This window comes from Chitinophaga deserti, assembly GCF_003149455.1.
Lineage (GTDB): Bacteria > Bacteroidota > Bacteroidia > Chitinophagales > Chitinophagaceae > Chitinophaga > Chitinophaga deserti.
The window spans coordinates 37,658-62,598 of record NZ_QFFK01000017.1 but is presented as its reverse complement, the minus strand read 5'-3'; the positions used below and the strand labels follow the sequence as shown (position 1 = coordinate 62,598).

The window sequence follows — 24,941 nt, the reverse complement described above, 5'->3', positions numbered from 1 at the left end:
AAAAAACAACAAGCAATTATCAAAATACCATCATGGCAAGGAGTAACAGGTATGTTATGTTTGTGACAGGAGCACAATCCCGGCCAGGATGACCACGGCGGCCAGGAGTCTCTTGCCGCTGTCTTTCTCCTTCAATACATTAATACCGAAGAAAACGCCGAAAACGATGCTCACTTCCCTTACCGGGGCCACGTAGTGGACAGGGGTCGTTTTCATGGCGATGAGCACAAGGAGGTACGATAGCGGCTGAAGCACCGCAACGCCCAGTATCTGCTTCCAGTGGAGTTTTATTTCAACGCCGATATCGTGGCGCTTACCCCAGGTTACGGGAATGAGCAATACCAGCGGCAGTATCATGGAAGCAAAGGCGATCACGATGGCCGACACGCCATAGTCTGCCACGGCAGCCTTATCCCACAGGGTGTATCCTGCAATGAAGAACCCCGTCAGCAGTCCGAAATATACGCCCTGCCGTACCGATTTCCCTTCTTTACCACCACTGAGCCACGCCAGCACACATACCCCGGCAATGATGAGTAAAAAACCGCAAACGGCCCAGATACCCATGCGTTCCCCGAATAGCAGCACCGCCCCCAGTACGGAAAACAGGGGGCCTGCCCCCCTCGCAACAGGATACACTACCGAGAGGTCGCCCTTCCTGTACCCTGCCTGCAGGGCCACGAAGTAGAAGATATGCAGCAATCCGCTGCCCAGGGCCAGCGTAAGGGCAGCCTGGTTCAGCTGTAACGGAGCACGCAGCAGCTCACGGATGAGGAATGGCAGGAATAAGACCGCAGAGAAAAGAGATACCAGCCAGAAGAAGAGAAGACCGCCTTTTACCTGTTTCGTAAGCAGGTTCCACAGCGCATGAAGCACCGCGGCAGCAATAACAAGGAGCAGGGATGTGGGGCTCATGGAATGAAGATAAGGAAAATTGCCACTGATCAAGTTTTACGGGAAATATGGCTAATTTATAGTATATTACCTGTAGGAGTCAGTCAAAATCAGGGCAAAAGGCAAAAAAGCATGCAAAAATAAGCCCAGTTTATATCAATATAAAGTTTGTGATACAAAGACCAATATCGTATTTTGTGTGTACATATACACTTATGTAACCGACTCCTTATTGTGAACACTGAAATTGTCTACAGCACCTATGTTCCATCGTTATGCACTATTCACCATCGGCATCCTGACGGTATTTACCGCCTGCAACAGCAGTGTGCAGGACCGCACAGCAGAAGTGATGCCCGATTCCGTGGATTACAATTTTCACATTCGTCCCATCCTGTCTGACAGGTGTTTTGCCTGTCATGGCCCCGATGCCAATAAACGTGAAGCAGGTTTAAGGCTGGATATTGCAGACAGCGCCTACAAAGCCCTGAAGGAAACGCCCGGCCTCCACGCACTGGTACCCGGCAACCCTATGGCCTCCGCCGTGTTCCTCCGCATCGTTACGGAAGACAGTACCCAGCGCATGCCGCCGGTATCGTCTAACATGACCGTCTCCCCGTTTGAAATCAAGCTGATAGAAAAATGGATCAAACAGGGCGCGAAGTACAAACCCCACTGGGCCTTCGTTCCCCCCGCCTCACCCGCCATCCCCGAAGTGGATGATGAAGACTGGGTACGCAACGACATCGACCGGTTTATCCTCTCCCAGATGGAGCAGAAAGGCCTCAGCCCTAACCCTGCCGCCGATCCGGAACGTCTCTTAAAACGCCTTTCTCTCGATATTACCGGCCTGCCCCCTACCATCGAACGGATGGACCGCTTCGCTAAAGACACGAGCGGGAAAGCCTACGAAAAGATGGTGGATGAGCTGCTGGCCGATAGTGCCTATGGCGAAAAAATGGCCGTTCACTGGATGGACGTGGCCCGCTATGCAGACTCTCACGGCTACCAGGACGATAACTACCGCAGCATGTGGCCCTGGCGCGACTGGGTAATACATGCCTTTAATAAGAACCTTTCCTATAAAGACTTCGTATCCTGGCAGATTGCCGGGGATATGATCCCCAATGCCACGCGGGAGCAACTGCTGGCAACGGGCTTTAACCGCAACCATAAGATCACGGAAGAAGGTGGTGTGATTGATGAGGAATACCGTGTTTCATATGTGCTGGACCGTGCCAATACCTTCAGCAAAAGCCTCATAGGTATTACCATGGAATGCGCCCAGTGTCACGACCATAAATACGACCCCTTCTCCCAGAAAGAATACTTTGAGCTGTATGCCTTCTTTAATAATGTAAAGGAAGTAGGCCTGGAATCTGTAGTGGGTGGCCCGGAAACGTATGCCAAGAAACCATACATGGAGATTACGAAGGAAGATATGGCCGGCGCCCTGCGCTTCATCAACCGCCAGGATTCCAACCGCCTTATTGTGTCGGTAATGGGTGAAGACTCGATCGTGCGCAAATCGTTTGTGCTGGGCCGTGGCAACTATGATAACCCTACGCTCGAAGTGCAGCCGGGAACCCCCATGTCTGTACTCCCCTTCAATAAATCGACCTATCCTGCTAACCGGCTCGGACTGGCAGGCTGGCTGTTCGATGAAAAGAATCCCCTTACCGCCAGGGTCTTCGTAAACCAGCTGTGGCAGCAGGTGTTTGGCACCGGTATCGTTAAAAGCACGGGCGATTTTGGCATGCAGGGCGAGCTGCCCACCAACCCGCAACTTCTCGACTGGCTGGCGGTGGATTTTATGCAGCACGGATGGGATATCAAACGTACCATGAAGATGATCTACATGTCATCTACCTACCGGCAGTCTGCCCAGATTCCCAAAAACAAACTGCAGGCCGATCCTGATAATAAATACCTCTCCCGCGCCCCGCGCTTCCGCCTCCCTGCGGAAACGGTGCGTGATATTGTACTGGCCTCCAGCGGCCTGCTCGTACCAACTATTGGCGGCCCCAGCGTGAAGCCTTACCAGCCCCCGGGGCTTTGGGAAATGGCTACTTCCGGCAGGGGATCACTAGCCACTTACAAGCAGGACCATGGCGAGAGCCTTTACCGCCGCGGACTTTACACTTTCATCAAAAGAACGGTGCCGCCACCGTCTATGATGATCTTCGACGCCAGCAACCGCGACCAGTGCGAAGTGAAGCGTTCTTCTACCAATACGCCCCTTCAGGCGCTTATTATGCTGAACGACCCCACGGTGCTGGAAGCATCCCGGGTACTGGCAGCGAAGCTCCTGCAGCAGGGTACGGATGCAGACCGCAACATCCGCCAGGCTTTCCGCCTCATCGTTTGCCGTACGCCGCAGGCTAAAGAAGTGAGTTTGCTAAATGAATACTTCAACCAGCAGCAGGCTTACTTTAAAAAGGAGCCCGGCCAGGCTGCCAAACTGCTGAGCCACGGAGAATATCCGCAGGCCGCTGTGGCAGACAAGGCATCCCTTGCCGCCATGATGCAGGTCATTACTACCATCTACAACCTGGAAGAAACATTATCCAAAACCTGAGCCTCCCGTTCAGCCAAATACTGCGCATCATGAAAAACGAATTTATAGAGCGTCATCTCAACATGAACCGCCGCAAGTTCCTCTCGAACCTGAGCTTAGGCGTAGGGAGCGTTGCGCTTGGCTCCCTGCTCATCCCTGACCTTTTCGGCAGCAAAAGCGAAAGCGAAGCCGGTTTAATGCCGGGTATACCGCACTTCGCCCCTAAAGCGAAACGCGTCATCTACCTTTTCCAGAACGGCGCCCCCTCACAACTGGAAAGCTTCGATTACAAACCGAAGCTCCGCGAAATGATGGGACAGGAACTGCCTGCTTCCATCCGCATGGGGCAAAGGCTTACAGGGATGACGGCCGGACAGTCGTCTTTCCCCCTCGTTGGCTCCCACTTCAACTTCCAGCAATACGGACAGGCCCGCGCATGGATCAGTGACCTGTTTCCGCATACGGCCGGTGTGGTCGACGATATCTGTATCGTACGTTCCATGTTCACCGAAGCCATCAACCACGACCCCGCGCTTACCTTCTTCCAGACGGGCGCCCAGCAGGGCAACCGTGCCAGCTTCGGCTCCTGGATGAGCTATGGCCTCGGCAGTGAGAATAAAAACCTCCCCGCCTTCTGCGTACTGCTCTCCCGCGGTAAAGGCAACGGGCAGGGCGTGTATTCCAAACTATGGAGCAACGGCTTCCTCGACAGTATTCACCAGGGCGTTCAGTTCAGCAGCGGCGATAACCCCGTGCTGTACCTCAACAATCCCGAAGGCATCGATTCCACCAACCGCAGGCAGATGCTGGATCAGCTGGCCGCGCTGAACGATCAGTCGTACAAAGAATTCGGCGACCCCGAAATCAGTACCAAGATCCAGCAATATGAAATGGCTTACCGCATGCAAACCGCGGTGCCGGAACTGACAGACCTTTCGAAAGAACCCGATGATATCCTGAAGCTCTACGGACCCGAATGCCTTGTGCCGGGCACGTTTGCAGCGAACTGCCTGCTCGCGCGCAAGCTCTCTGAAAACGGCGTGCGCTTTATACAGCTATACCATCAGGGCTGGGACCAGCACGGTAACCTGCCCAATGAAATGGCGGGACAGGCGAAAGACGTAGACCGTGCTTCCGCAGCGCTCATCACCGATCTGAAACAACGCGGCCTGCTCGATGAAACGCTCGTGATCTGGGGCGGGGAATTTGGCCGGACCAATTACTGCCAGGGTAAAATGACGGCAGATAACTACGGACGCGATCACCACCCGCGCTGCTTCTCCATCTGGATGGCAGGCGGCGGCGTGAAGCCCGGCATCGTATACGGAGAAACCGATGAGTTCGGTTACAACATAGTAAAAGACCCTGTGCATGTGCACGACTTCCACGCTACCGTGATGCACCTGCTGGGCCTCGACCACGAAAAACTCATCTTTAAACACCAGGGCCGCCGCTACCGGCTTACAGACGTAGCAGGACAAGTTATTCCCGGCTTAATGGCCTAAAAAAAGCAATATGGAAAGAAGAACATTTCTCCGGTCGTCCGCCTTGGCCGCCGCATCGTTTTACATTACGAAAGACCTTTTCGCCCGGCCCAAAGGCCCTGTGTATGGCCATCAAAATATGCGCTACACGCTCGATACCAAATGGAGCATGGCTGACAGCAGCCGGTTTCCCGTAAAAGACTGCCACGAAATGGTGCAGGATAAAAAAGGCCGCATCATCCTCCTTACCAACGAAACGAAGAACAACGTACTCATCTATAACAAATCAGGTAAACTGCTGAGCAGCTGGGGTACTACCTTCCCCGGTGCGCACGGGCTTACGCTGGCAGAAGAGAACGGGGAAGAATTCCTGCTCATTACCGATACGGATAAACACCAGGTGTATAAAACCACGCTGGATGGTAAAATCCTGCTCACTATCGATGCTCCCCTCGAAAGCGGGAAGTACAAGAAGAAAGAAGAATTCGTGCCCACGGAAACCACCGTTGCCGACAACGGCGATATCTTCATCGCAGATGGTTACGGCGCACAATTCATTTCCCGCTTCGACAGGAACGGTAAGCTGCTGGGCATCTTCGGCGGCCGTGGTGAAGGCACACAGTTCCTCGATAACGCACACGGCATTACGGTAGACCGCCGCAAAGGCACGCCTACCCTGCTGGTTACAGACAGAACGCGCAACTGCTTCAAGCGTTACAACATGAACGGCGAGCTGCAGGAAGTAATAGAACTCCCCGGCGCCTGCGTATGCCGGCCGGTGATAAAGAAGGACAACCTGTATGCCGCGGTACTGCGTGCTCCGGACATGAACGTGGAAGGCAGCGGCTTTGTGACCATCCTCGATAAAAACAATAAAGTAGTATCCAACATAGGGGGCACTGAGCCTAAGTATGTAGACGGAAAGTTACAGCGCATGCAGCAGGCCGAAAAGATCTTCGTGCATCCGCATGACGTGTGTGTGGACAATGACGAGAATGTATACGTAGCGCAATGGGCATCCGGTAAAGTATATCCCTATAAACTCAGAAGAGTCTAATGAACTGGAAACAAGTAAAGTGGCAGGAAGCAGGCGGCAGCCTGCTGTTTGCCTGCAATATATTCGTACTCGTACTCCTGCTGGCAGGCAACCGGGTAGCAGTACCTTCCTGGCTGCAGGTAATGGGTCGCATGCACCCCCTGGTGCTGCACTTCCCTATTGTGCTGCTGATGATAGGAGCCGGTCTCCTCTTCATCCGCCTCCGCGAACCGGAAGCCGCACACTGGAAGAAGCAGTTCACGGCCACACTCTTACTGGCCGGAGCGCTTACCACCGGCATGGCAGTTATCATGGGCCTGCTCCTTTCCCTGGAAGAAGGGTATACGGCCGACGGTGCGCTGTTCCTGCATAAATGGGGCGGCGCCCTGCTGTTGTGGGTTGCCTCCGCCTGTTACTGGCTGCGCAATGCCAGGCACCAGTGGTACGCGAAAAGCAGTGGACTTGCCGCCGTGGCCCTCATCATTTTTACCGGTCATTACGGAGCCGCCGTTACCCACGGGGAAAACTTTGTGCTGGCACCCGTTACGCCTGAAAAGAAAGCCGTACCCGTACAGCTGGAGCAGGCGCTTGTTTACGAGCACCTGGTAAGGCCCATACTGGAAGAAAAATGTATGAGCTGCCATAACCCTGCGAAAGCAAAGGGCAGTCTTTCCCTGGAAGACACCACGCAATTGCTGGCAGGTGGTAAAACAGGCAAGCTCTTCATCCCCGGCGATCCTGCGGCCAGCCTGCTGATGCTGCGGCTGCACCTCCCCGAAGAGGATAAGAAGCACATGCCGCCATCCAATAAGCCGCAGCTTACGGAAGACGAAGTAGCCCTGCTGCATCACTGGATCAAATCCGGTGGCGATTTCAATACCATGGTAACGGCCCTGCCTCCGCAGGATACCCTCCGCATGCTGGCCTCCGCCCGCCTGCAGCCTGCTGCCGGTGATAATCTCCCCACCTTTGCCCCGGCAGATGAAAAGCTTGTTGCAAAACTCAACAATAACTACCGTGTTCTGTATCCCGTAGCACTCCATGCCGCTCCGCTGATAGCCAACTGGTACAACAAGGATCAGTTCAGCATCGCATCTGTAAAAGAGCTGCTGCCCGTGAAAGGACAGCTCATAGAAATGCACCTGCAAAAGATGCCGGTAACGGATGCAGACCTTGCCATACTGGCGGAGTTCAAAGAATTGCGCGTGCTCAACCTCAGCTTTACACAGGTTACCGGTAAAACACTCGCAGAACTGGCTAAGCTGCCCCAATTGCAAAGTCTCTCCGTTGCTGGTGCGCCTGTTACCCTTGCTCAACTGATGACGCTGAAGAATGCACCTAAACTGAGGAAGCTGTATGTCTGGAACACCGCACTTACACAGGAAGAAATGGTACAGGCAGAAAAAGCTTTCCCGCTGGTGACCATCGTTAAAGGATTCGACGGCAACAGCGGCGAGCAATTACAGCTCAACCAGCCCGTGCTCGTTAATACCGATGCCGTTTTCAGGGATCAGATGCAGCTGCAGCTGAAGCATCCTGTTAAAGGTGTGGAGATACGTTATACCACAGACGGCACCGCGCCGGACAGTATCAGCTCTCCCCTTTTCAAAGACAGCCTGCTGCTGGATAAAACCACCACCATCCGCGCCATAGCCTGTAAAAAGGGATGGAACAACAGCGCCCAGGTGCAATATGTGTTCAGCCAGTCGCGCTACAAGCCCGACAGTGTTACGCTGGTACAGCCACCCGATGGCCAGTACGTGGGAGAAGGCGCCAAAACCCTTACGGATGCGCGGAAGGGTACCGGTAATTACGGTGATGGCAAATGGCTCGGCTATGCCAACAAGCCCCTTGAAGCAGTAGCCTACTTCCCCAAACCAGTATCCCTGCACGAGGTAACCATCAGCGCTTACCGCCATATCGAAGCATACATCTTCCCCCCGGAGAAGATCGAGATATGGGGAGGCTCCAGCCCTCAGCAGCTGCGCCTGCTGAAAAAGATCGTGCCGGCACAGGGGCAGAAGGGCGATTCTGTAATGCCCGTCAATTATCTCCTCAACTTCCCGGCAACGGAAGTATCCTACCTGAAGGTGGTGCTGGCGCCCGTTTCCCGGCTGCCCCAGTGGCACCAGGGCAAAGGCGGCCGCGGCTGGGTATTTGTAGATGAACTGATGTTTAATTAAGACATACAAAGCAGGTAATGACAAGTTTCAGGGGAAGCCGGCAACCGGTTTTCTCCTGAAACTTGCTTACTTTTGACCGGTTTATCATTACCGGCATAGCAATGGGATACAAAAGCTTACAAGACTGCATCACCGATCTGGAAAAACATGGTCATTTAATCCGCATTAAACAGGAAGTGGACCCTTACCTCGAAATGGCCTCCATCCACCTGCGGGTGTATGAGCATGAGGGCCCCGCCATACTTTTCGAGAACGTGAAAGGCAGTAAGTTCCCCGCCGTATCCAACCTGTTTGGTACGCTCGACCGCTCGAAGTTCATGTTCCGTGATACACTGGACAAGATCAAGACGCTGGTGGATATTAAGGGCGACCCCGTTAAAGCCTTCAAGAATCCATTCAAATACCTGAACGTAGCGGCCACGGCATTATCTGCCCTGCCCATGAAATCCGGCCGCAACGCTCCCATCTCTTTCGGCCGTACCCAAATCAGCGAACTGCCACAGATCGTGAACTGGCCAATGGACGGCGGTCCGTTTGTGACCATGCCCCAGGTGTATACCGAAGACCCCGGACAGCCCGGAATCATGAACGCCAACCTCGGCATGTACCGCATTCAGCTGGGCGGGAATGATTATGTACAGGACAGGGAAATAGGCCTCCACTACCAGCTGCACCGCGGCATAGGCGTGCATCAGACCAAAGCCAACGCCAAAGGCCAGCCACTGAAAGTGAGCATATTCGTAGGGGGCCCTCCCTCCCATCCGCTCGCTGCCGTTATGCCCCTCCCCGAAGGACTTTCAGAAATGACCTTCGCTGGCGCACTGGGCAACCGCAGATTCCGGTATTACTATGACGATGAAGGATATTGCATTTCCGCAGATGCCGATTTTGTAATCACCGGCACAGTGATGCCGCATGAGAACAAGCCCGAAGGGCCCTTCGGCGATCACCTCGGATATTACAGTCTCGTTCACCCTTTCCCCCTCATGAAAGTGAGCAGGGTGTATCATAAAAAGAACCCCGTATGGTCGTTTACCGTAGTAGGCCGGCCGCCACAGGAAGATACCAGCTTCGGCGCGCTCATTCACGAGATCACGGGAAACGCCATTCCCAAAGAGATACCCGGTGTGCATGAGATCCATGCGGTAGATGCCGCCGGCGTACACCCCCTGCTGTTTGCCATCGGCAGTGAGCGGTACACACCGTACCTGAAGGAGCGTAAGCCACAGGAGATCCTTACCATCGCCAACCACATTCTGGGCAGCAACCAGCTCAGTCTGGCCAAATACCTGTTCATCTGCGCGAAAGAAGATAATCCTGCCCTGCATGTGCACGACATTGCTCCGTTTATGATGCACATGCTCGAGCGCATTGATCTCACCCGTGATCTGCATTTCTATACCAACACTACCATCGATACCCTCGATTATACCGGCAGCGATCTGAACGCCGGCAGCAAAGTAGCCATTGCAGCAGCGGGCAATAAGCGCCGCGAGCTCTGGCAGGAAATGCCGGCATCTTTCAGTCTGCCACGCCCATTTACCCATTACAAAATGCCCATGCCGGGCGTACTGGCGGTAGAAGCACCAGCTTTCACCAGCAACGCCGATACCGAAGCCCAGATAGCCATCCTCAACGATCACCTCCGCAACGAAAACCTCGACGGTCTTCCGCTTATTGTACTATGCGACGATGCAGGCTTTACTGCGGAGAACATCCCCAACTTCGTATGGGTAACGTTTACGAGAAGCAACCCTTCGCACGACATCCATGGCATTAACAGCTTCATCTCCCACAAGCACTGGGGCTGCAACGGCCCCATGATCATTGACGCCCGCATCAAACCCCACCACGCTCCGCCACTGATCAAAGACGCTGCAGTGGAGAAGAAGGTGGACGAGATGGGGAAGAAAGGCGGGGTGCTGGAAGGGATTATTTAACGAAGCGTTTTGATAATCGCGGATATGCGATGCTGCCCGAAGCCGGCCGCCTGCGCTTTACCGAACATTTGCTGCGCAAATCCGGCAAACCCTTTATCCAGCTTATTTTCAGCAGCCAGGCGTAACATCAGTGCGAAGGTACCTGCGCAGATATCTATGGAACTCTGCGGGTCTTCGAACCGCTGCTGCTGAATATCATCGCCCGTGTCTTTGATCATTTGTCCAAGTACCGGAGCAATGTTATGGATCATGGAACCAAGGTCAGCCACCTGCATCCCTTCCGACTCCATTATGCGCGCACCGTTCAAAAAGCCGATCATCATACCGAACATCGTGGAAAGTGCCGCAAGGTCCCAGGCGGATGCCGCACCTGGCGCTTCTCCCTGGTAAATAAGCGTACCGCCCAGGATGCGCAGGGCATCGCCTGCGGTATCGTATGCTGCGGCACTGCCCGACAGGAAGATCGGAGTTTGTTCCGTACCCATCTGAGATGGCGTGGCCAGTATGGCACCGTCGAGGTACGCAGCACCACGTGCGGTGTAATCCCCCGCCATAACCCGCGCATCCTGCGGCGTGCCCGTGCTCAGCTGCACCACCGTTTTCCCTTTCATGGTTACCCCCTGCATCACCTGATCTGTAACGGCATAATCGGTAAGACAAATGAGGATGATATCGTTAGCGTCCACTGCAGCCTGAATGTCTCCCGAATAAGTGGCGCCTGCTGCGATGAGTGGACGGGCCTTTTCTTCAGAGCGGTTCCAGACCGTTACCTGCTTCCCTTTTTCCAGTAATAAACGCGCCAGTACCGTGCCCATCGCTCCCAGGCCAATCATTAATATCCTTTCTTTCATGTGTTTGTAATTTGAGTGATTCATCTTGTTTCGTGGAACAAAGTAACGGCAGGCTGCATGCATGGACAATACGGGATAATATGTTCGGGTAGGGATAATTTTATCCCCTCCCGGGAATGGCTTAATTTTATCGGATAAATACGCCTTTGTTTATGTATGAGAAGAAAATACCAAAAGACTTTAGTTGTGGCATGGCTGTGCTGATGGAGATAATCGGCGGAAAGTGGAAGTCGTACCTGCTGTTTCTCATCGGGAAAGGCGTACGGAGACCCAGCGAGCTGCACCGTCAGGTGCCCGCCGCTACCAAGCGCGTACTGAACCTGCAACTGAAAGAGCTGGAGTTTCATGGCATAATCGGAAAAGATATCTATCCAGAGTTACCGCCGCGTGTGGAATATTTCCTGACCGACTTCGGACAGTCGCTCATGCCCGTCATCAATGCTATGGACAATTGGGGTAGCGGGTATGTTGGAGAATTCCGGCAACTGATGGAGCGAAAAAGTGAGTTATCCGGCATTCATAATTAAGTATAAAAAAGGCGCATCCCCTTTCGGGAATGCGCCTGGGAGTTACAGTCCGGCTGCTTCGCTGAAAACAACACCGGCTTTTTTCAATAGCTTATCGCTATGCATCAAAGATCAGCGAAGCGCATCAGGGTAATGTATACCCATTACAGAATTACCTGCCAATATTGCTAGTACTTTACCACCAGCTTACCGATGGTACGGCCGCTTTCCAGCTGTGCATGGGCTTTCTTAAAGTTCTCTGCAGTGAGGCCTTCGATGGTTTCGGTGAGCGTGGTGGTGAGGGTACCGTTATCCAGCAGTTCAGATACCTTGTTCAGTATGTGGTGCTGTACCTGCATGTCTTCGGTTTGGAAGGAGGAGCGGGTAAACATCATCTCCCAAAAGAAGCTCACGCTTTTGCCTTTTAGCTGACGGAGGTTCAACTCTTCTCCCGAGTCGCTGATGGAGCCGATCTTTCCCTGTGGTTTAACCAGTTCAACCATGGCGCTCCAATAATGTTGCAGGTTTACCAGGTCGAGGATAATATCTACATCCTTAATACCGGCATTCCTTACTTCCTCCACGAGGTTTTGGTGATTCACCACCACATCGGCCCCCATCTTCCTGCACCATTCCACTGATTCCGGGCGGGAGGCGGTAGCGATCACGTTGAGTCCTGCCACCTGCTTCGCCAGCTGAATGGCAATAGATCCTACGCCACCGGCGCCGCCGATGATGAGGATGGTTTTGCCTTTGTCTTTATCAGTAATGCCCATCCTGTCGAACAGCAATTCCCAGGCAGTGAGGGCAGTGAGAGGTATGGCTGCAGCCTGTTCTGCGCTTAGCTGGCGGGGTGCTTTACCCACGATCCGCTCATCTACCAGCTGGTATTCGGCATTGCTGCCCGGCAGCCGGATATCGCCCGCATAATACACGGTGTCTCCGGGCTGGAAGAGGGATGCTTCTCCACCTACTGCCTCTACAATGCCCACCGCATCCCAGCCGATGATTTTGGGGGATGCCAGCTCCTGGTCTTTAGCGCTGTTCTTACGCACTTTAGTATCTACCGGGTTCACCGATACCGCAGCTATTCTCACAAGGAGCTGCCTGCCGGAAGGCACCGGTTTCTCCGTTTCAAAGGCGAGGAAGCTGTCTGCTTCCGATATGGGTAACGATGTTTTAAATCCTATTGCTTTCATATATTCTTACGTATTTATAGCAAAATTATACCTATAAAACTCCAATAATCTGTACTATTCTACTAAGATATTGTATAATTTCGCTGTATGCGGACCGAATTCCTTTACGAACCATTCTCCTTTCGGTACGACACGGTGGACGAGATGCCCGTGCTGATGCCTAATAAACACTTCTTCGAGCTGGTGTATATCCTTTCCGGCAAGGGCCGCCATTGCATTAACCAGCATGAGTTCGAATATGGAGAGAACCATATGTTCCTCATCACCCCGCAGGACTGCAGCCGTATTGATATCACTGAAACCACCACTTTCTTCATTCTCCGCTTCAGCAATATCTATCTGAAAAAGAACGCCTTTTCTTTAGAGAATATCCAGCGGCTGGAGTTCATCTTGCAGCATGCCAATCATAAGCCGGGCTGTATATTGCGTAACCAGAGCGATAAGAAGCTGATCCGCCCTATGGTGGAAGCCATCATCCGTGAATCTGCCGGTAAAGACCTGTACGATCAGGAGATCATCCGCCAGTTGGTACAGAGCATTATTCTTATTGTGGCGCGCAACATCGCCAAATACCTGCCAGAAAAGCTGGATCACGGCTCCGAAGAAAAGATCATCGATATCATCCACTACATCCAGCAGCATATCTACGAGCCGGAAGCACTGCGTACAGCTTCTATAGCTGGCCATTTCGGGTTATCGGAAAACTACCTTGGCAAGTACTTCAAAAAGCATTGCAACGAAACGCTGCAGTCTTATACCGGCAATTACAAGCTCACGCTCATTGAGCACCGGCTAAAGCATAGCGATAAGCGTATTAATGAGATTGTGAGTGAGCTGGGATTTAACGACGAAAGCCATCTTAATAAATTCTTCCGGCAGAAGAAAGGCGTGAGCCCGCGGCAATACCGGCAGGCATCACAAAAAGCGTGAGTATTACACCCTTTCGTTCCGGCGCTTCACCATTTCCCAGATCCAGATGGGTGCAAAGGGAGAGGTACAGCCTTTAGACACGGGATAGTTGCGGTAGATGCCCAGCTCTTCCCCGATTTCCAGCGCGCGTTTTCTATGTTCCGGGAAGTGAATGCCGATCTGGGCAAGGGTGGTGTTCATGGTCCATTGCACTTCTTCCGGTGCAGTGGGCATTTCTTTATGAATACGGTTGAGCAGTTGCTTCAGGTCCACCCCTTCCGCATCCCGTGCTACCTTCCCTGCCATGAGGCTCCATCCGGCGCGGGCGGTCCATACATTATCACTGTCCATCCATGCTTCGCGCATCTCTTCCCGCTGAGGGTGGTCTTTTAGTATGTAAGAGTTAAACCATTCCGCTACCTGTACATAGTTGATGGAACGGAGCATTTCATCGAGATCTGCAGTAGTGAGGTTTTTAGGTTTGATGATCAGTAAAGCCAGGAGGCGCGCATCCACATTATTCGTTTTCCAGAGTTCCAGTGCGAGCGCATGATCAGATTTGATCTTGTTGGCAACCGTACGGATGTCGCCCAGTTTAACCCCAAACTGGTTATTATCCGCCCCGCGCTTTACGTTATGCGCGAAAATCTTTTCATCGCTCAGGGCCTGCAGTTGTGAGAGGGCTTCCTTGCTGGTCATGGTGTATGGATTTAGGTGGATATGGTGCTACAGTTACGGCACGTAAATAAACTTACGAAAAGTGTGCCGCAATGACAAGCCACTACTTGTTTGTTTGCTGCGGCCACAGAAAGCAATAAGTATTGGTAAGTCTAATCAACAGTAACACTATCTCTCCGTACCAGCACCATTTTAATCGTATCATCACCACGATGATAATTCCATTCCATCTCGTTCTTACTGAGATGATTCACTTGAATCTGCAGCGGCTTTGACTGTTTAAAGAATTTCAGGGTAATGGTATCGTTATTGGAACTGAAAGCGTATTCTCCTGTTTGCGACCGGTAAGCATCTACCACAAATGGGTTGGGAGAACAGGTGATGCTTTTGTAGTGCTCAATGTACACGTTTTGCCAGATAGCCGCATCTTTCAACCAGGCATCTTCATCTACCGGCTTGTTATTCTTAATCGTATACTTTACCTCCCATTTACCAGCCATGGGCTGTTCTTTCTTAAACTTCAGATTCATAATTAAGGCAAATGCGAAAGGCCCTCCGATAACCAGTACTCTTGCCATCCATTTCAGTGTCAGGTTACCAGCTGCAGGTTGCAACAGTTGTTTTGTTATGATCACACGGATGATATCCCAATGGAGGAACAACAGGTACAACAAACCGATCGTAAAGCATATGGCGTTCAGTGTAGCTCCAAGTGGTATGCCATACAATACATCTATCAGCACAATATTTATCATTACCGGCAGCAACATAATTACCCCCAATAATGTGGTTTTCCGGAACAGGAGCATTACAGAACCCGCCACCTGAATAAAACCGATCACCAGGTTCAATACATTGGAGTACCCGAAATAATTCCAGGTAAGCGAGAACCCTGAAAGACTCCCGACAGTGGCATCATTCCGATAAAATAATTCCTCGAACTGCAGATGGAAGAATTTAACAAAGCCATAACCGCTGATCACCAGCGCCAGCCAGTACCGGATGAAAGTAACGAACAAGGTCTGCAATTTATCCGAATTTATCTTCCCCCTGTTTTCACGGAACTGCCATAAAAACGGGAATCCGATCACAAAAACCATTGCGGCAACAAGTAATACAGGAAACAGAGAGTTGAAAATAACATTTATTACAGGATCATCCGAGATAATGAACAACCTCGAGAATAGCACATAAGTAAAACAGTTAACGGCAGCAATGGCAACAACAATAGAGACAAGGAGCTTTGCCAAATAGGGATTTCCGTCGGTTTTCTGTAACATCATAAGTGGGATTCTCTTTTAAAGATATAGATTTCGGGGAAACATTATTCACTATCCCCACTTCCTTCTTACCGAATTTTATCATAGTTTGGGGGCGTAAACGGCCTATAATTGTCAACCAATCTAACTTTTAGTGAAAAGGAACTCCTTTTGCGCATAGCTGAAGGTGATGAACTGGCATTCGCGCAGTTCTTCCGGCAATATTCCCCGCTTTTACAACACTGGATCCAACGCCTCATCAAAGATGAGCAGGGCTGCCTCGAAGCACTGCAGGATGTGTTCATCCAGATATGGGTGTACCGCGATAAGCTCCCGGAAGTACACCACCTCCATGCCTGGCTGAAAACGGTTACCACCCACCAATGCTTCAAACACCTGGCCCGCCGGAAGGCATATTACGCCCATTCCGCCCCCGAAGGCGACCACATGACAGGTTACCCCTCACAGGATGCCGGAGCCGCGGAAAACCTCCATTTTAAGGAAATACAGGCTATTATACAGCAAACCCTTAATACCCTCACGCCCCAGCAACGCCAGATCTACCAGCTCAGCCGGGAAGAAGGGCTTACCTCCGACCAGATTGCCCAACGGCTTAACCTCTCCCGCGGCCATATCAGGAACACTATCAGCACCATACTGGCCATTATCAGGCAGGCTTTACTGCAGGCCGGCAAGATCTATTGGCTGGCCTGGATACTATTTTAAAAAATATTTGCCTTTCCGGCATTACACCCTCTCTTTTTCAAGTCTCTTATATTCCTGACGCCATAAACTGCCTTTTACGATGATGCAAAAAGAAGACATCGCTTACTACATCAGGGGCTATATCAATAATACCCTCAGCAACGCTGAGCGGCACACCTTCCTGACCGAAGTGATCCGGGAAGAAAATAAGGAGACCTACCAGGAGGTAGCTGCTTCCCTGCTGGAAGACACCCCTGTGCTGGCACCCTTCGATGAAAAACTATGGCCGTTATTTAATAATGCAATCCAGGCAGATAAGCCTTCTCCGGTAGTAAAATCAATAACCAACCATCCCGTCCACCGTTTACATTCCCTGCGCAAATGGCGCTGGGCCGCAGCGGCAGTAATCCTGCTCGCCGCTTCCGGCGCACTGGTAATGCACCAGATTAAAACTCAAAGCACTAAAAACGGATCTGCAGCTATCGCCGCTGCGGATATTGCCCCCGGAAGGGAAGGCGCAGTGCTCACACTCGCAAACGGACAGCAGGTAGTCCTCGACAGTCTAAAAAATGGCTTAATTGCCAGCCAGAACGGGGCTAATGTGGTATTAACCAACGGACAGCTCAGCTACGGCCCGGCAGTTGCCAACCCGGATGAAGTATTGTACAACACCATGACCACGCCCAAAGGCCGCCAGTTCCAGCTTACGCTGCCCGATGGCACACAGGTATGGCTCAACTCTGCCAGCTCCATCCGCTTCCCTACAACGTTTACCGGTAAAGAGCGCCGCTTGGAGATAATCGGGGAAGCTTACTTTGAAGTAGCTAAAAATGCACAAATGCCTTTCCGGCTGGATGTGGGGGATAAAATGGAAATAGAAGTACTGGGTACCCACTTCAACGTACAGGCTTACGACAACGACAACACGCTGAAAACCACGCTACTCGAAGGCAGCGTACGCGTAAAGGCACAACCACGCGCTAATCATACCAGTCAAAGCACCACCGTCCTCACGCCCGGCCAGCAGGCTCAGATCAACCAAAATGCAGCAGACGCAAAAAGCGTATCCGTTATTAACGATGCCGATATCGACAAGGTAATGGCATGGAAAAACGGGCACTTCAATTTCGAAGGCGCCTCACTGGAAGAAGTAATGAAACAGCTGGAACGCTGGTACGACATTGAAGTAATATATGAAAGCGGCATACCTGATATAGCATTCGTGGGGAAAATGACGAAAGATATTCCATTGTCAGGCTTACTGATAATGCTGGAGAAATCCAAAGTACACACCAGGCTGGAAGGGAGAAAGCTGGTGGTTTTACCATAGATCAGACATGTAAAGAACACAAATCATACAGGACCATCTAAAAACAAAACCGGAAGTGCGGGAACACCTCCGGAAGATAGTTTCGTTGGTCTGAATGGAGCTTCTATTCTCTATTATCAAACAACCAAAACTTACCTAAAGGTATGACAAAATTCGCTTTTGGGACGGATCCCGTCCTGTCCGCGTGTACCGTGCGGCCAGTCTGGCGACGCCCTATCACCAAAATCCTGCTGGTTATGAAATTAACCGCCTTTTTATTAACTGCTGCTCTTATTCAGGTACACGCTTCCGGTGTGGCCCAAACGGTCTCCATCACCGGAAGAAACCTCTCTCTCAAGCAGGTGTTCAAGGCAATCGAAGTGCAAACCGGGTATGTACTTTTCAGCAACCGCGAACTGCTGGCCGATACCCGGCCCGTTACGCTGAAAGTGTCTGACATGGAACTGGCAGACCTGCTGGATGTGGTTTTGAAGAACCAGTCGCTCGACTATATCATCCAGGGTAAAACTATCACGCTTTCCGCAAAGGCCAACTGGCGCCCCATCGCTGTTCCCGGCAGGACCGATCTCCCGCAGGTTATCACCCTCGTCGCTCCGCCGGTGCTGGTACGGGTAACCGGTCCGGACGGTAAGCCGCTTGCAGGTGCATCCATCGCCATAAAAGGTTCCTCCATTGCAGGCGTTACCGGTGCAGACGGTACTTTCAACCTCGTACTGGAACCCGGCCAAACCATCGTGGTTTCCTTTGTAGGCTACGAGCAGCAGGAGCTCCCCATCACCCCTGCCCTCCTTGCCCGCAGTGCGGTGCTGGGGCCCGACAGGAAGCCAGGCGGCCTCATCGTTCGCCTCGTGCCTAAAATAGAATCCCTCAACGAAACCGTGATCCTCGGTATCTATAACCGCCCTAAAGAAAGTTTTACCGGTGCGGTAACCACTATATCAGGCGATCAGCTCCGCAGTGTAAACGGGCTGAATGTACTGCAGGCCATGAAAGTATTTGACGCTTCCGTACATATCCCCGACAACGTACAGTTCGGCAGCGATCCTAACAGGCTGCCTACCGTTACTCTGCGAGGCACCAACAACTTCCCCACACAGGGCGGTAATGCCAATGCGCCCGTTTCCGGTGCCGACTTCTCCTCCAACTACATGAGCAACCCCAACCAGCCCCTGTTTATACTGGATGGTTTTGAAGTGAGCATACAGCGGGTATACGACCTCGACATGAGCCGCATCGCCAGTTTCACCATCTTAAAAGACGCTGCCGCCACCTCCATCTACGGATCGCGCGCGGCCAACGGCGTGATTGTTGTGGAAACCGTGCAGCCCAAACCCGGCAAGCTCCGTTTCTCTTACAGCGGGCAGGCACAGGTAACCGCACCGGACCTCACCGTTTACGACCTTACCAATGCGGCAGAGAAGCTGGAAGTGGAAAGACTGGCCGGTGTTTACAGCCAGTTTGCAGACGGTGCACTGCCCGCATCCGATGCCTTTTACCGCCAGTTATATTCCAACAGGCTGGCCAGTGTACAACAGGGCGTAAATACCTACTGGTTATCACAGCCCGTACACACCGGCTTTGGACAGCGCCACTCTATATATCTCGAAGGCGGCGATAACTATATCCGCTACGGCATCGATTTCGGGTATAACCAGAATGCTGGTGTAATGAAGAACAGCGGCCGCAGAAACTATACCGGCGGCATGAATCTCAGCTACCGCCATAAAGGGCTCATGATCAAAAACGTACTGAATGTGGCGTTTAACCTTGCTAAGAATTCCAACTACGGTCCATTCAGCGAATACACCCAAATGAACCCATACTGGAAACCTTTTGATGAAAACGGTAACCCGGTACAGGTAGTGGAGCAATACACGATCAACGGCAGCAAATCCACAGCATACCTGAATCCTCTGTATAACAGCACGCTGCATATCATAGACCAGACGGCATACACCAGCATCGTGAACCAGACCAACCTGGAATGGCGCATCAATGATGCTTTCCGCCTTACCGGTAAAATGGCTATCAACAAACAAACCGATCAGGGTGATAAGTTCCTGCCGGCAAAACACAACTCCTTCTTCGAGGAAGACGACTTCACCGAAAGAGGCAGCTATACACAAACACACAGTAAATTCTTTTCGTACGACGGCTCCCTGCAACTGGACTATAACAAGCGGCTGGGCAACGGGTATCTCTATAATACCACCGGCCTCAACATTGCAGAAACCAACAGCGATTACGTGGGCATCTATGTAACCGGCTTCCCTAACGAAAGAATGGATGACATAGGGTTTGGAAACGGCTATCCTGATAATACCAAGCCCGATGGCGGAAATGCCGTTACCCGCAGGATATCTGCTTTCAGCAACTTTAACTATACATACGATAACCGTTTCCTGGCAGACGTAAGCTTCCGGGCAGACGGCTCCTCTCAGTTCGGGGTAAACAAACGCTTCGCACCATTCTGGAGCGCTGGTTTGGGATGGAACATACATAACGAGAAGTTCTTTGCCAGATCGAAAGTTATCAACAGACTACGGATACGCGCCTCCATGGGTTCCACCGGTGATAACCGCTTCCCTCCTTTCATGGGCATCACTTCCTATAAGTATTTCACGGATCAGAACTACCGTTCCAAAGTGGGCGCTCTATTAATGGGCTATGGAAACGAGAACCTCGCATGGCAGCAAACCATCAAAAAGAACCTGGGTACGGACATGACGCTGTTTAACAGCCGCCTGAACCTGACATTCAATATTTACCGCGAAAACACCAATGGCCTCATCCTCGATATCAATACCCCTCCTTCTGCCGGGGTTACCAGCTATAAAGAGAACGTAGGCAAGATGCAGAACAACGGATATGAGTTCAATGCCACTTACTTTATCATCAAAAACGATCAGAAACAAAACTACTGGAGCGTTTTCGTGAATGGCAACCATAACCGCAACTACATCAAAAGCATCTCCAATTCACTCAAAAAGCTGAACGAAACCAACGATAAGAACGATAAAGACCAGCAGGTAAAACCACAGTTCCGGTTTGAAGAAGGCCAGAGCACCAATGTGATCTGGGCTGTTCGCTCCAATGGCATCGATCCCAGCAACGGCCGGGAAGTATATATCAAAAAAGATGGCTCGCTGACTTATAACTGGGACCCGAAAGACAAAGTGATCGTGGGAGACATTACCCCCACCATGAACGGTAACTTCGGCACCAACCTCACCGTAAAAGGTATTACACTCGGACTGTACTTCGATTTCCAGTTCGGCGGGCAGATGTATAACCAAACCCTGCAAAGCCGTGTAGAAGGTGCTGATCTGCAATACCAGGTAGACCGCAGGCTGCTGCTAGGCCGTTGGACCAAGCCAGGCGATGTAAAGTACTTCCAGCGGCTGGTATATACCAGCTCAGGCATCCTGATCACACCAAGCTATGCTACTTCCCGCTTTGTGCAGAACAACGACTACCTGAACCTTGGCAGTATTTCCCTGAGCTACCAGATTCCCGATAAGGTGACTAAACCCTGGGGCTTTACCAATACCCGCCTCAGCTTTATTGCCAATGAAATCAAACGCTGGGGAACCATCAAAATGGAGCGCGGCCTGGATTATCCCTTCGCCCGCAACTTCACCCTTGGCCTCACCACTTCCCTTAACCAGTAAAACAGCCGATACATGAAATCCAGATATATCAACAGCATGCTCCTTTTTACCCTGGTAGCCGTAATGGCTTCCGGTTGTAAGAAATGGCTGGATGTAAGCCCTAAAACCCAGATCCGGCAGCGGGAGTTGTTTGAAAACGAACAGGGGTTCCAGGACGCACTAACCGGTGTGTACCTGAAGCTCGGCGGCAGCAGCCTCTACGGACAGCAAATGACCTATGGCTTTATGGACGTGCTGGCACAGACATATACCATCACCTTTGCCGGCACTGATAATTCCAGCGCCACCTTTAAACAGGCCGGTGTGTATAACTATACCGATACAAGGGTAAAAACACGGATGGCCGCCATCTGGGGCGAAACCTATTCCGCTATCGCCAACCTTGATAACATCCTCACACAAATGGAAGATAAGAGGAAGATCTTTACCCTCGATAATTTCGACAGGGTAAAGGGCCAGGCACTGGCATTGCGTGCCTTCCTTCACTTCGACCTGCTCCGCCTCTTCGGAACCGCTCCTGTTGTGGATGGTGCTAAACCTTCCATCCCTTATGTGACCAAATTCGGTGTAGGCGTATATCCGCTGCTGCCGGTGAACGAAGTGATCGGAAACTGCCTGAAAGACCTCGCGGAAGCAGAAGTGCTCCTCGGCGGCAATAAGGAAGTAAACATCGCCTACAGCGCAGACCCTACCAGCAACTACATGAACTACTGGGCAGTAAAAGGGTTGCAGGCACGCATACACCTCTATGCAGGCGATAAACCGAAAGCACTGGAAGCAGCAAAGGTAGTTATCAGCAACCAGGCTCTTTTCCCCTTCGTGGAAGCAGGAAGGGCATCGGCCACCATTAGCCGCGACCGCCTTTATGCCACCGAACATTTGTTTGCGCTGAATGTATACAAGCTGAAAGATTTCGCGGAAGCTTATACCAAAACCAATATCGGCCTCCCCCTGTTATCTACGACCAGCACTAAAACACGCGCCCTGTACGAAACCACCACAGGCGGCAGTTCCGATATACGGTTCAACTACCTGTTCGTGCAATCCGGCAGCGGCTATTACACCACTAAATATTACCAGGATGCCATCCAGGACTTCCTGCTGAACACGGTGCCTCTCATCCGTCTCACGGAAATGTACTACATCGCAGCAGAATGTACGGAAGACACGCAAGCAGGCGTAAGTTACCTCAACGTAGTGCGGCACAACAGGGGCCTTGCCGACCTGGCAACCGGGCTTACCCCCGATAAACTGAAAGCAGAGATCCTCAAAGAATACAAAAAAGAATTCTACGGGGAAGGACAGCTGTTCTATTACTTCAAACGTATCAACAACCCCAAGATAGACGGCAGCAGTGCAGACGCTACCAAAGTATACGTATTCCCCCTGCCGGAAGATGAAGTGGAATTCGGGAAGCGGTTTGAACAATAGATACAGGCATATGCCTGTGCCAGTATTACCATCAAAATTATACACATGAAAAAAGCTATTCAATATACCACCCTCCTTTTCACATGCGCATTCGCTCTGGGTGCCTGCGAAAAATCGGAACTCGTGGATTATAACCAGCCGGACATGATCTACGTTTTTAAGGATTTTGATTCGGATGTAAAAGACAGTGCCTCCTATTCCTTCGCTATTAAAGATGAGTCCCTTCAATACGATACCGTGTTCGTACCGGTACGTATCATGGGAACTGCAAAAGACTTTGACCGCGAAGTGAAATGGGCGCCGGTAGACAGTTTAACCACTGCCGTGGCAGGAACCGATTATGAAATACTGCCTGCCAAAGTACCCGCAGGTGCCTTTTCGGCAAACATTCCCGTGAAAGTATTGCGCAATACTGCCATGAAAACCAATGAAGTGAGGCTGATGGTGGAGATCCGGCAGTCGAAAGACTTTGCCCCAGGCATCTCCGATGCAAACGGCAGCAGCTGGTACATGCCCGGTGCCAGCCGCAGGTACCTCGTGAAAATCAACGACTTCCTCACCAAGCCCAATAACTGGGACAGCTTCCTGAAGTTCTTCTTCGATACGTTCAGCCAGGTGAAATATGCTTTCATCATCAAGGTTACAGGCAGGTCTGAGTTTCCTTCCGGATCAACAGGCTTACCCTACGCGCAGTTCGTATACTACGAAACCGTTTGCCGGAACGCCCTGGCTGAATACGAAGCAGCCAATGGCCCGCTGATAGATGAATTTGGTAACCGGGTAACTTTCTAACCTATCGCTCACTGCATTAAAAAGAAGATGATGTTTACATCCATAAAATATTTATGCGGCATTACGCTGGCCATTGCCATGGCAGGCTGCTACAAAGACGAAGGCAACTACGATTATAACGAGATCAATAAAATAGCCATCACCAGCGATTCCACAGACGTTGTGGTATCGCAGCAGGACACGCTCCGTATTAACGTGAACCTGTCCCAGACAATGCCTGATGCCTCCGGCCTCACCTACCAATGGGTATTGTACCCTACCGGTACAGCGCAAACCCGCCGTACCCTCAGCGAAACTAAAAACCTGAGTGCCTTTATCACGGAAGCACCGGGCAGCTATGTGCTGGATTACTTTGTGACGGATAAGAAAACCGGAGTGAGTTTTCAGAAGCGTTTCTGGATAAATGTGGTAAGTGCATTCGGCGAAGGCTGGATGGTACTGGAAGAAGTGAACGGCGCCACTGATATCGGGCTCGTTACCAAAGGGAATAAGATCTATAGAAACATCTATTCTGCCACTAACAAAGGAGCCAAACTACCCGCAGGCGCTAACATGATACAGATCATCAATTACCGCTCTGATCAGGAGATCTACATCTTCTCACCCAATGATATGATACAGGTGAACTACATCGACTTCTTAAAGATCAAAAGGTTTGATGAGTTCTTCTTCACCGCACCGGAACCTAAGCCGCAAGGCCATTACCTACTGGGCGGAGCGGATAAAATTCTTTACAACAACGGACAGGTATTTCCCGTCAGCCTCATGACACCGCCCCCTTTCTTTTACGGCCTTCCGCTCATCGGGGAGAATCCGTATTACATGGAGCCTTATCCCATCTACTCTGTCTTAAAAGGCAAATTTTTCTACGACCGCATATCTCAGCGGTTCTACAGGGCAGGTCCTTATGACATAGAGCTGAGCAGCTGCCCCGCATACAACCCGGCGCTGGATGCATTTGACATGAACAATATCGGTAAAAAGATGCTCTATGCAGAACATAACGTAACCGATCAGCACATCGCGCTGTTTAAAAACAACAACCACGACTCCCTGTTCATTTACGTCCTCGATGCCGGTATCGACAATGCAGCTATCGGTAAATATGATGTTACCAAAGTTCCGGGACTACTGGGGGCTGATCATTACATGATGTCAAAAACACTGACGTACCTCTATTATTCCAACGGTAACAAAGTGTATAAGCTCGATATCCTTGCCCAAACGTCTACCCTCCTGTACACTTTCCCGGCCGGCGCACAGGTAGCCGACATGAAACTGTACCTGAACTATGATGATTTTGAAGATCCCGACAACTACCGTGTAATGGGTATCGCCACCAACGAAGGCGATCAGGGCAAGCTGTATTATTTCCACATAGCGGGTACCGGTAACTTTACCGGCAACACCTACCGGGAAGTATTCAGCGGTTTCGGTAAGCTGAGCAGCATTCTTTTCAAAAGCAGAAGCTAAGCATCTATTTATCCTTTTCCCATACGGAAGCCCGTCCACAGCG

General features: G+C 51.4%; 18 protein-coding genes. 13 read left to right on the top strand and 5 right to left on the bottom strand.

Going from position 1 to position 24,941, the window contains the following annotated elements:
* Nucleotides 1-54: 54 nt before the first annotated feature.
* Entirely contained in the window at nt 55-915 is an 861-nt protein-coding gene (locus tag DEV76_RS25455) for a DMT family transporter (protein WP_109700779.1), read from the bottom strand.
* 241 nt (nt 916-1,156) lie between these two features.
* Here DEV76_RS25455 and DEV76_RS25450 point away from each other — a divergent pair, with 241 nt between their 5' ends.
* The 5 genes from DEV76_RS25450 (at nt 1,157) to DEV76_RS25430 (ending at nt 10,094) form a co-directional block, all read left to right on the top strand.
* Nucleotides 1,157-3,472, top strand: a complete 2,316-nt coding sequence (locus tag DEV76_RS25450; protein ID WP_109700778.1) for a PSD1 and planctomycete cytochrome C domain-containing protein — start codon at nt 1,157-1,159, stop codon at nt 3,470-3,472.
* Between the two features lie 29 nt (nt 3,473-3,501).
* A complete protein-coding gene (locus DEV76_RS25445) occupies nt 3,502-4,956 on the top strand; it encodes a DUF1501 domain-containing protein (protein ID WP_109700777.1) in 1,455 nt (484 codons plus the stop codon).
* Between the two features lie 10 nt (nt 4,957-4,966).
* Complete coding sequence (locus DEV76_RS25440; RefSeq protein WP_109700776.1) at nt 4,967-5,992, top strand: NHL repeat-containing protein; 1,026 nt, start codon at nt 4,967-4,969, stop codon at nt 5,990-5,992.
* Nucleotides 5,992-8,154 carry a c-type cytochrome domain-containing protein gene (locus DEV76_RS25435; protein ID WP_109700775.1) on the top strand — a complete coding sequence of 721 codons (2,163 nt, stop codon included), beginning with the start codon at nt 5,992-5,994 and terminating at the stop codon, nt 8,152-8,154. Before DEV76_RS25440 ends, DEV76_RS25435 begins: the two co-directional genes overlap by 1 nt.
* A gap of 101 nt (nt 8,155-8,255) precedes the next feature.
* Nucleotides 8,256-10,094, top strand: a complete 1,839-nt coding sequence (locus DEV76_RS25430; RefSeq protein WP_109700790.1) for a UbiD family decarboxylase — start codon at nt 8,256-8,258, stop codon at nt 10,092-10,094.
* Here the strand turns inward: DEV76_RS25430 and DEV76_RS25425 are convergent.
* Entirely contained in the window at nt 10,091-10,945 is an 855-nt protein-coding gene (locus DEV76_RS25425; protein WP_157963114.1) for an NAD(P)-dependent oxidoreductase, read from the bottom strand. The two genes, DEV76_RS25430 and DEV76_RS25425, sit on opposite strands and share 4 nt — an antisense overlap.
* Nucleotides 10,946-11,097: 152 nt before the next feature.
* Here DEV76_RS25425 and DEV76_RS25420 point away from each other — a divergent pair, with 152 nt between their 5' ends.
* A complete protein-coding gene (locus DEV76_RS25420; RefSeq protein ID WP_109700773.1) occupies nt 11,098-11,472 on the top strand; it encodes a winged helix-turn-helix transcriptional regulator in 375 nt (124 codons plus the stop codon).
* A gap of 167 nt (nt 11,473-11,639) precedes the next feature.
* Here the strand turns inward: DEV76_RS25420 and DEV76_RS25415 are convergent, their stop codons facing one another.
* Nucleotides 11,640-12,650, bottom strand: coding sequence for a zinc-binding alcohol dehydrogenase family protein (locus DEV76_RS25415; protein WP_109700772.1), 1,011 nt, complete (start codon nt 12,648-12,650; stop codon nt 11,640-11,642).
* A gap of 87 nt (nt 12,651-12,737) precedes the next feature.
* Between DEV76_RS25415 and DEV76_RS25410 the strand changes: the two genes are divergently transcribed.
* Entirely contained in the window at nt 12,738-13,580 is an 843-nt protein-coding gene (locus DEV76_RS25410; protein WP_109700771.1) for an AraC family transcriptional regulator, read from the top strand.
* Between the two features lie 3 nt (nt 13,581-13,583).
* Here the strand turns inward: DEV76_RS25410 and DEV76_RS25405 are convergent, their stop codons facing one another.
* Both DEV76_RS25405 and DEV76_RS25400 read right to left on the bottom strand, forming a co-directional pair.
* Nucleotides 13,584-14,258: a DNA alkylation repair protein gene (locus tag DEV76_RS25405; protein WP_109700770.1), complete on the bottom strand. Its 675-nt coding sequence runs from the start codon at nt 14,256-14,258 to the stop codon at nt 13,584-13,586.
* Between the two features lie 131 nt (nt 14,259-14,389).
* On the bottom strand, nt 14,390-15,265 hold the full coding sequence (locus tag DEV76_RS25400) for a hypothetical protein (protein WP_157963113.1): 876 nt from the start codon (nt 15,263-15,265) through the stop codon (nt 14,390-14,392).
* A 402-nt stretch (nt 15,266-15,667) separates the two neighbouring features.
* Here DEV76_RS25400 and DEV76_RS25395 point away from each other — a divergent pair, with 402 nt between their 5' ends.
* From DEV76_RS25395 to DEV76_RS25370, 6 genes are all read left to right on the top strand, one after another.
* Nucleotides 15,668-16,222: an RNA polymerase sigma factor gene (locus DEV76_RS25395; protein ID WP_157963112.1), complete on the top strand. Its 555-nt coding sequence runs from the start codon at nt 15,668-15,670 to the stop codon at nt 16,220-16,222.
* 79 nt (nt 16,223-16,301) lie between these two features.
* On the top strand, nt 16,302-17,531 hold the full coding sequence (locus tag DEV76_RS25390) for a FecR family protein (protein ID WP_109700767.1): 1,230 nt from the start codon (nt 16,302-16,304) through the stop codon (nt 17,529-17,531).
* Nucleotides 17,532-17,767: 236 nt separating this feature from the next.
* Entirely contained in the window at nt 17,768-21,202 is a 3,435-nt protein-coding gene (locus DEV76_RS25385) for a SusC/RagA family TonB-linked outer membrane protein (protein ID WP_198652249.1), read from the top strand.
* Between the two features lie 12 nt (nt 21,203-21,214).
* Nucleotides 21,215-22,633, top strand: a complete 1,419-nt coding sequence (locus DEV76_RS25380; protein ID WP_109700766.1) for a RagB/SusD family nutrient uptake outer membrane protein — start codon at nt 21,215-21,217, stop codon at nt 22,631-22,633.
* A 45-nt stretch (nt 22,634-22,678) separates the two neighbouring features.
* On the top strand, nt 22,679-23,425 hold the full coding sequence (locus tag DEV76_RS25375) for a DUF4843 domain-containing protein (RefSeq protein ID WP_109700765.1): 747 nt from the start codon (nt 22,679-22,681) through the stop codon (nt 23,423-23,425).
* A 30-nt stretch (nt 23,426-23,455) separates the two neighbouring features.
* Nucleotides 23,456-24,898, top strand: coding sequence for a PKD-like family lipoprotein (locus DEV76_RS25370; protein ID WP_157963111.1), 1,443 nt, complete (start codon nt 23,456-23,458; stop codon nt 24,896-24,898).
* Nucleotides 24,899-24,941 lie beyond the last annotated feature (43 nt).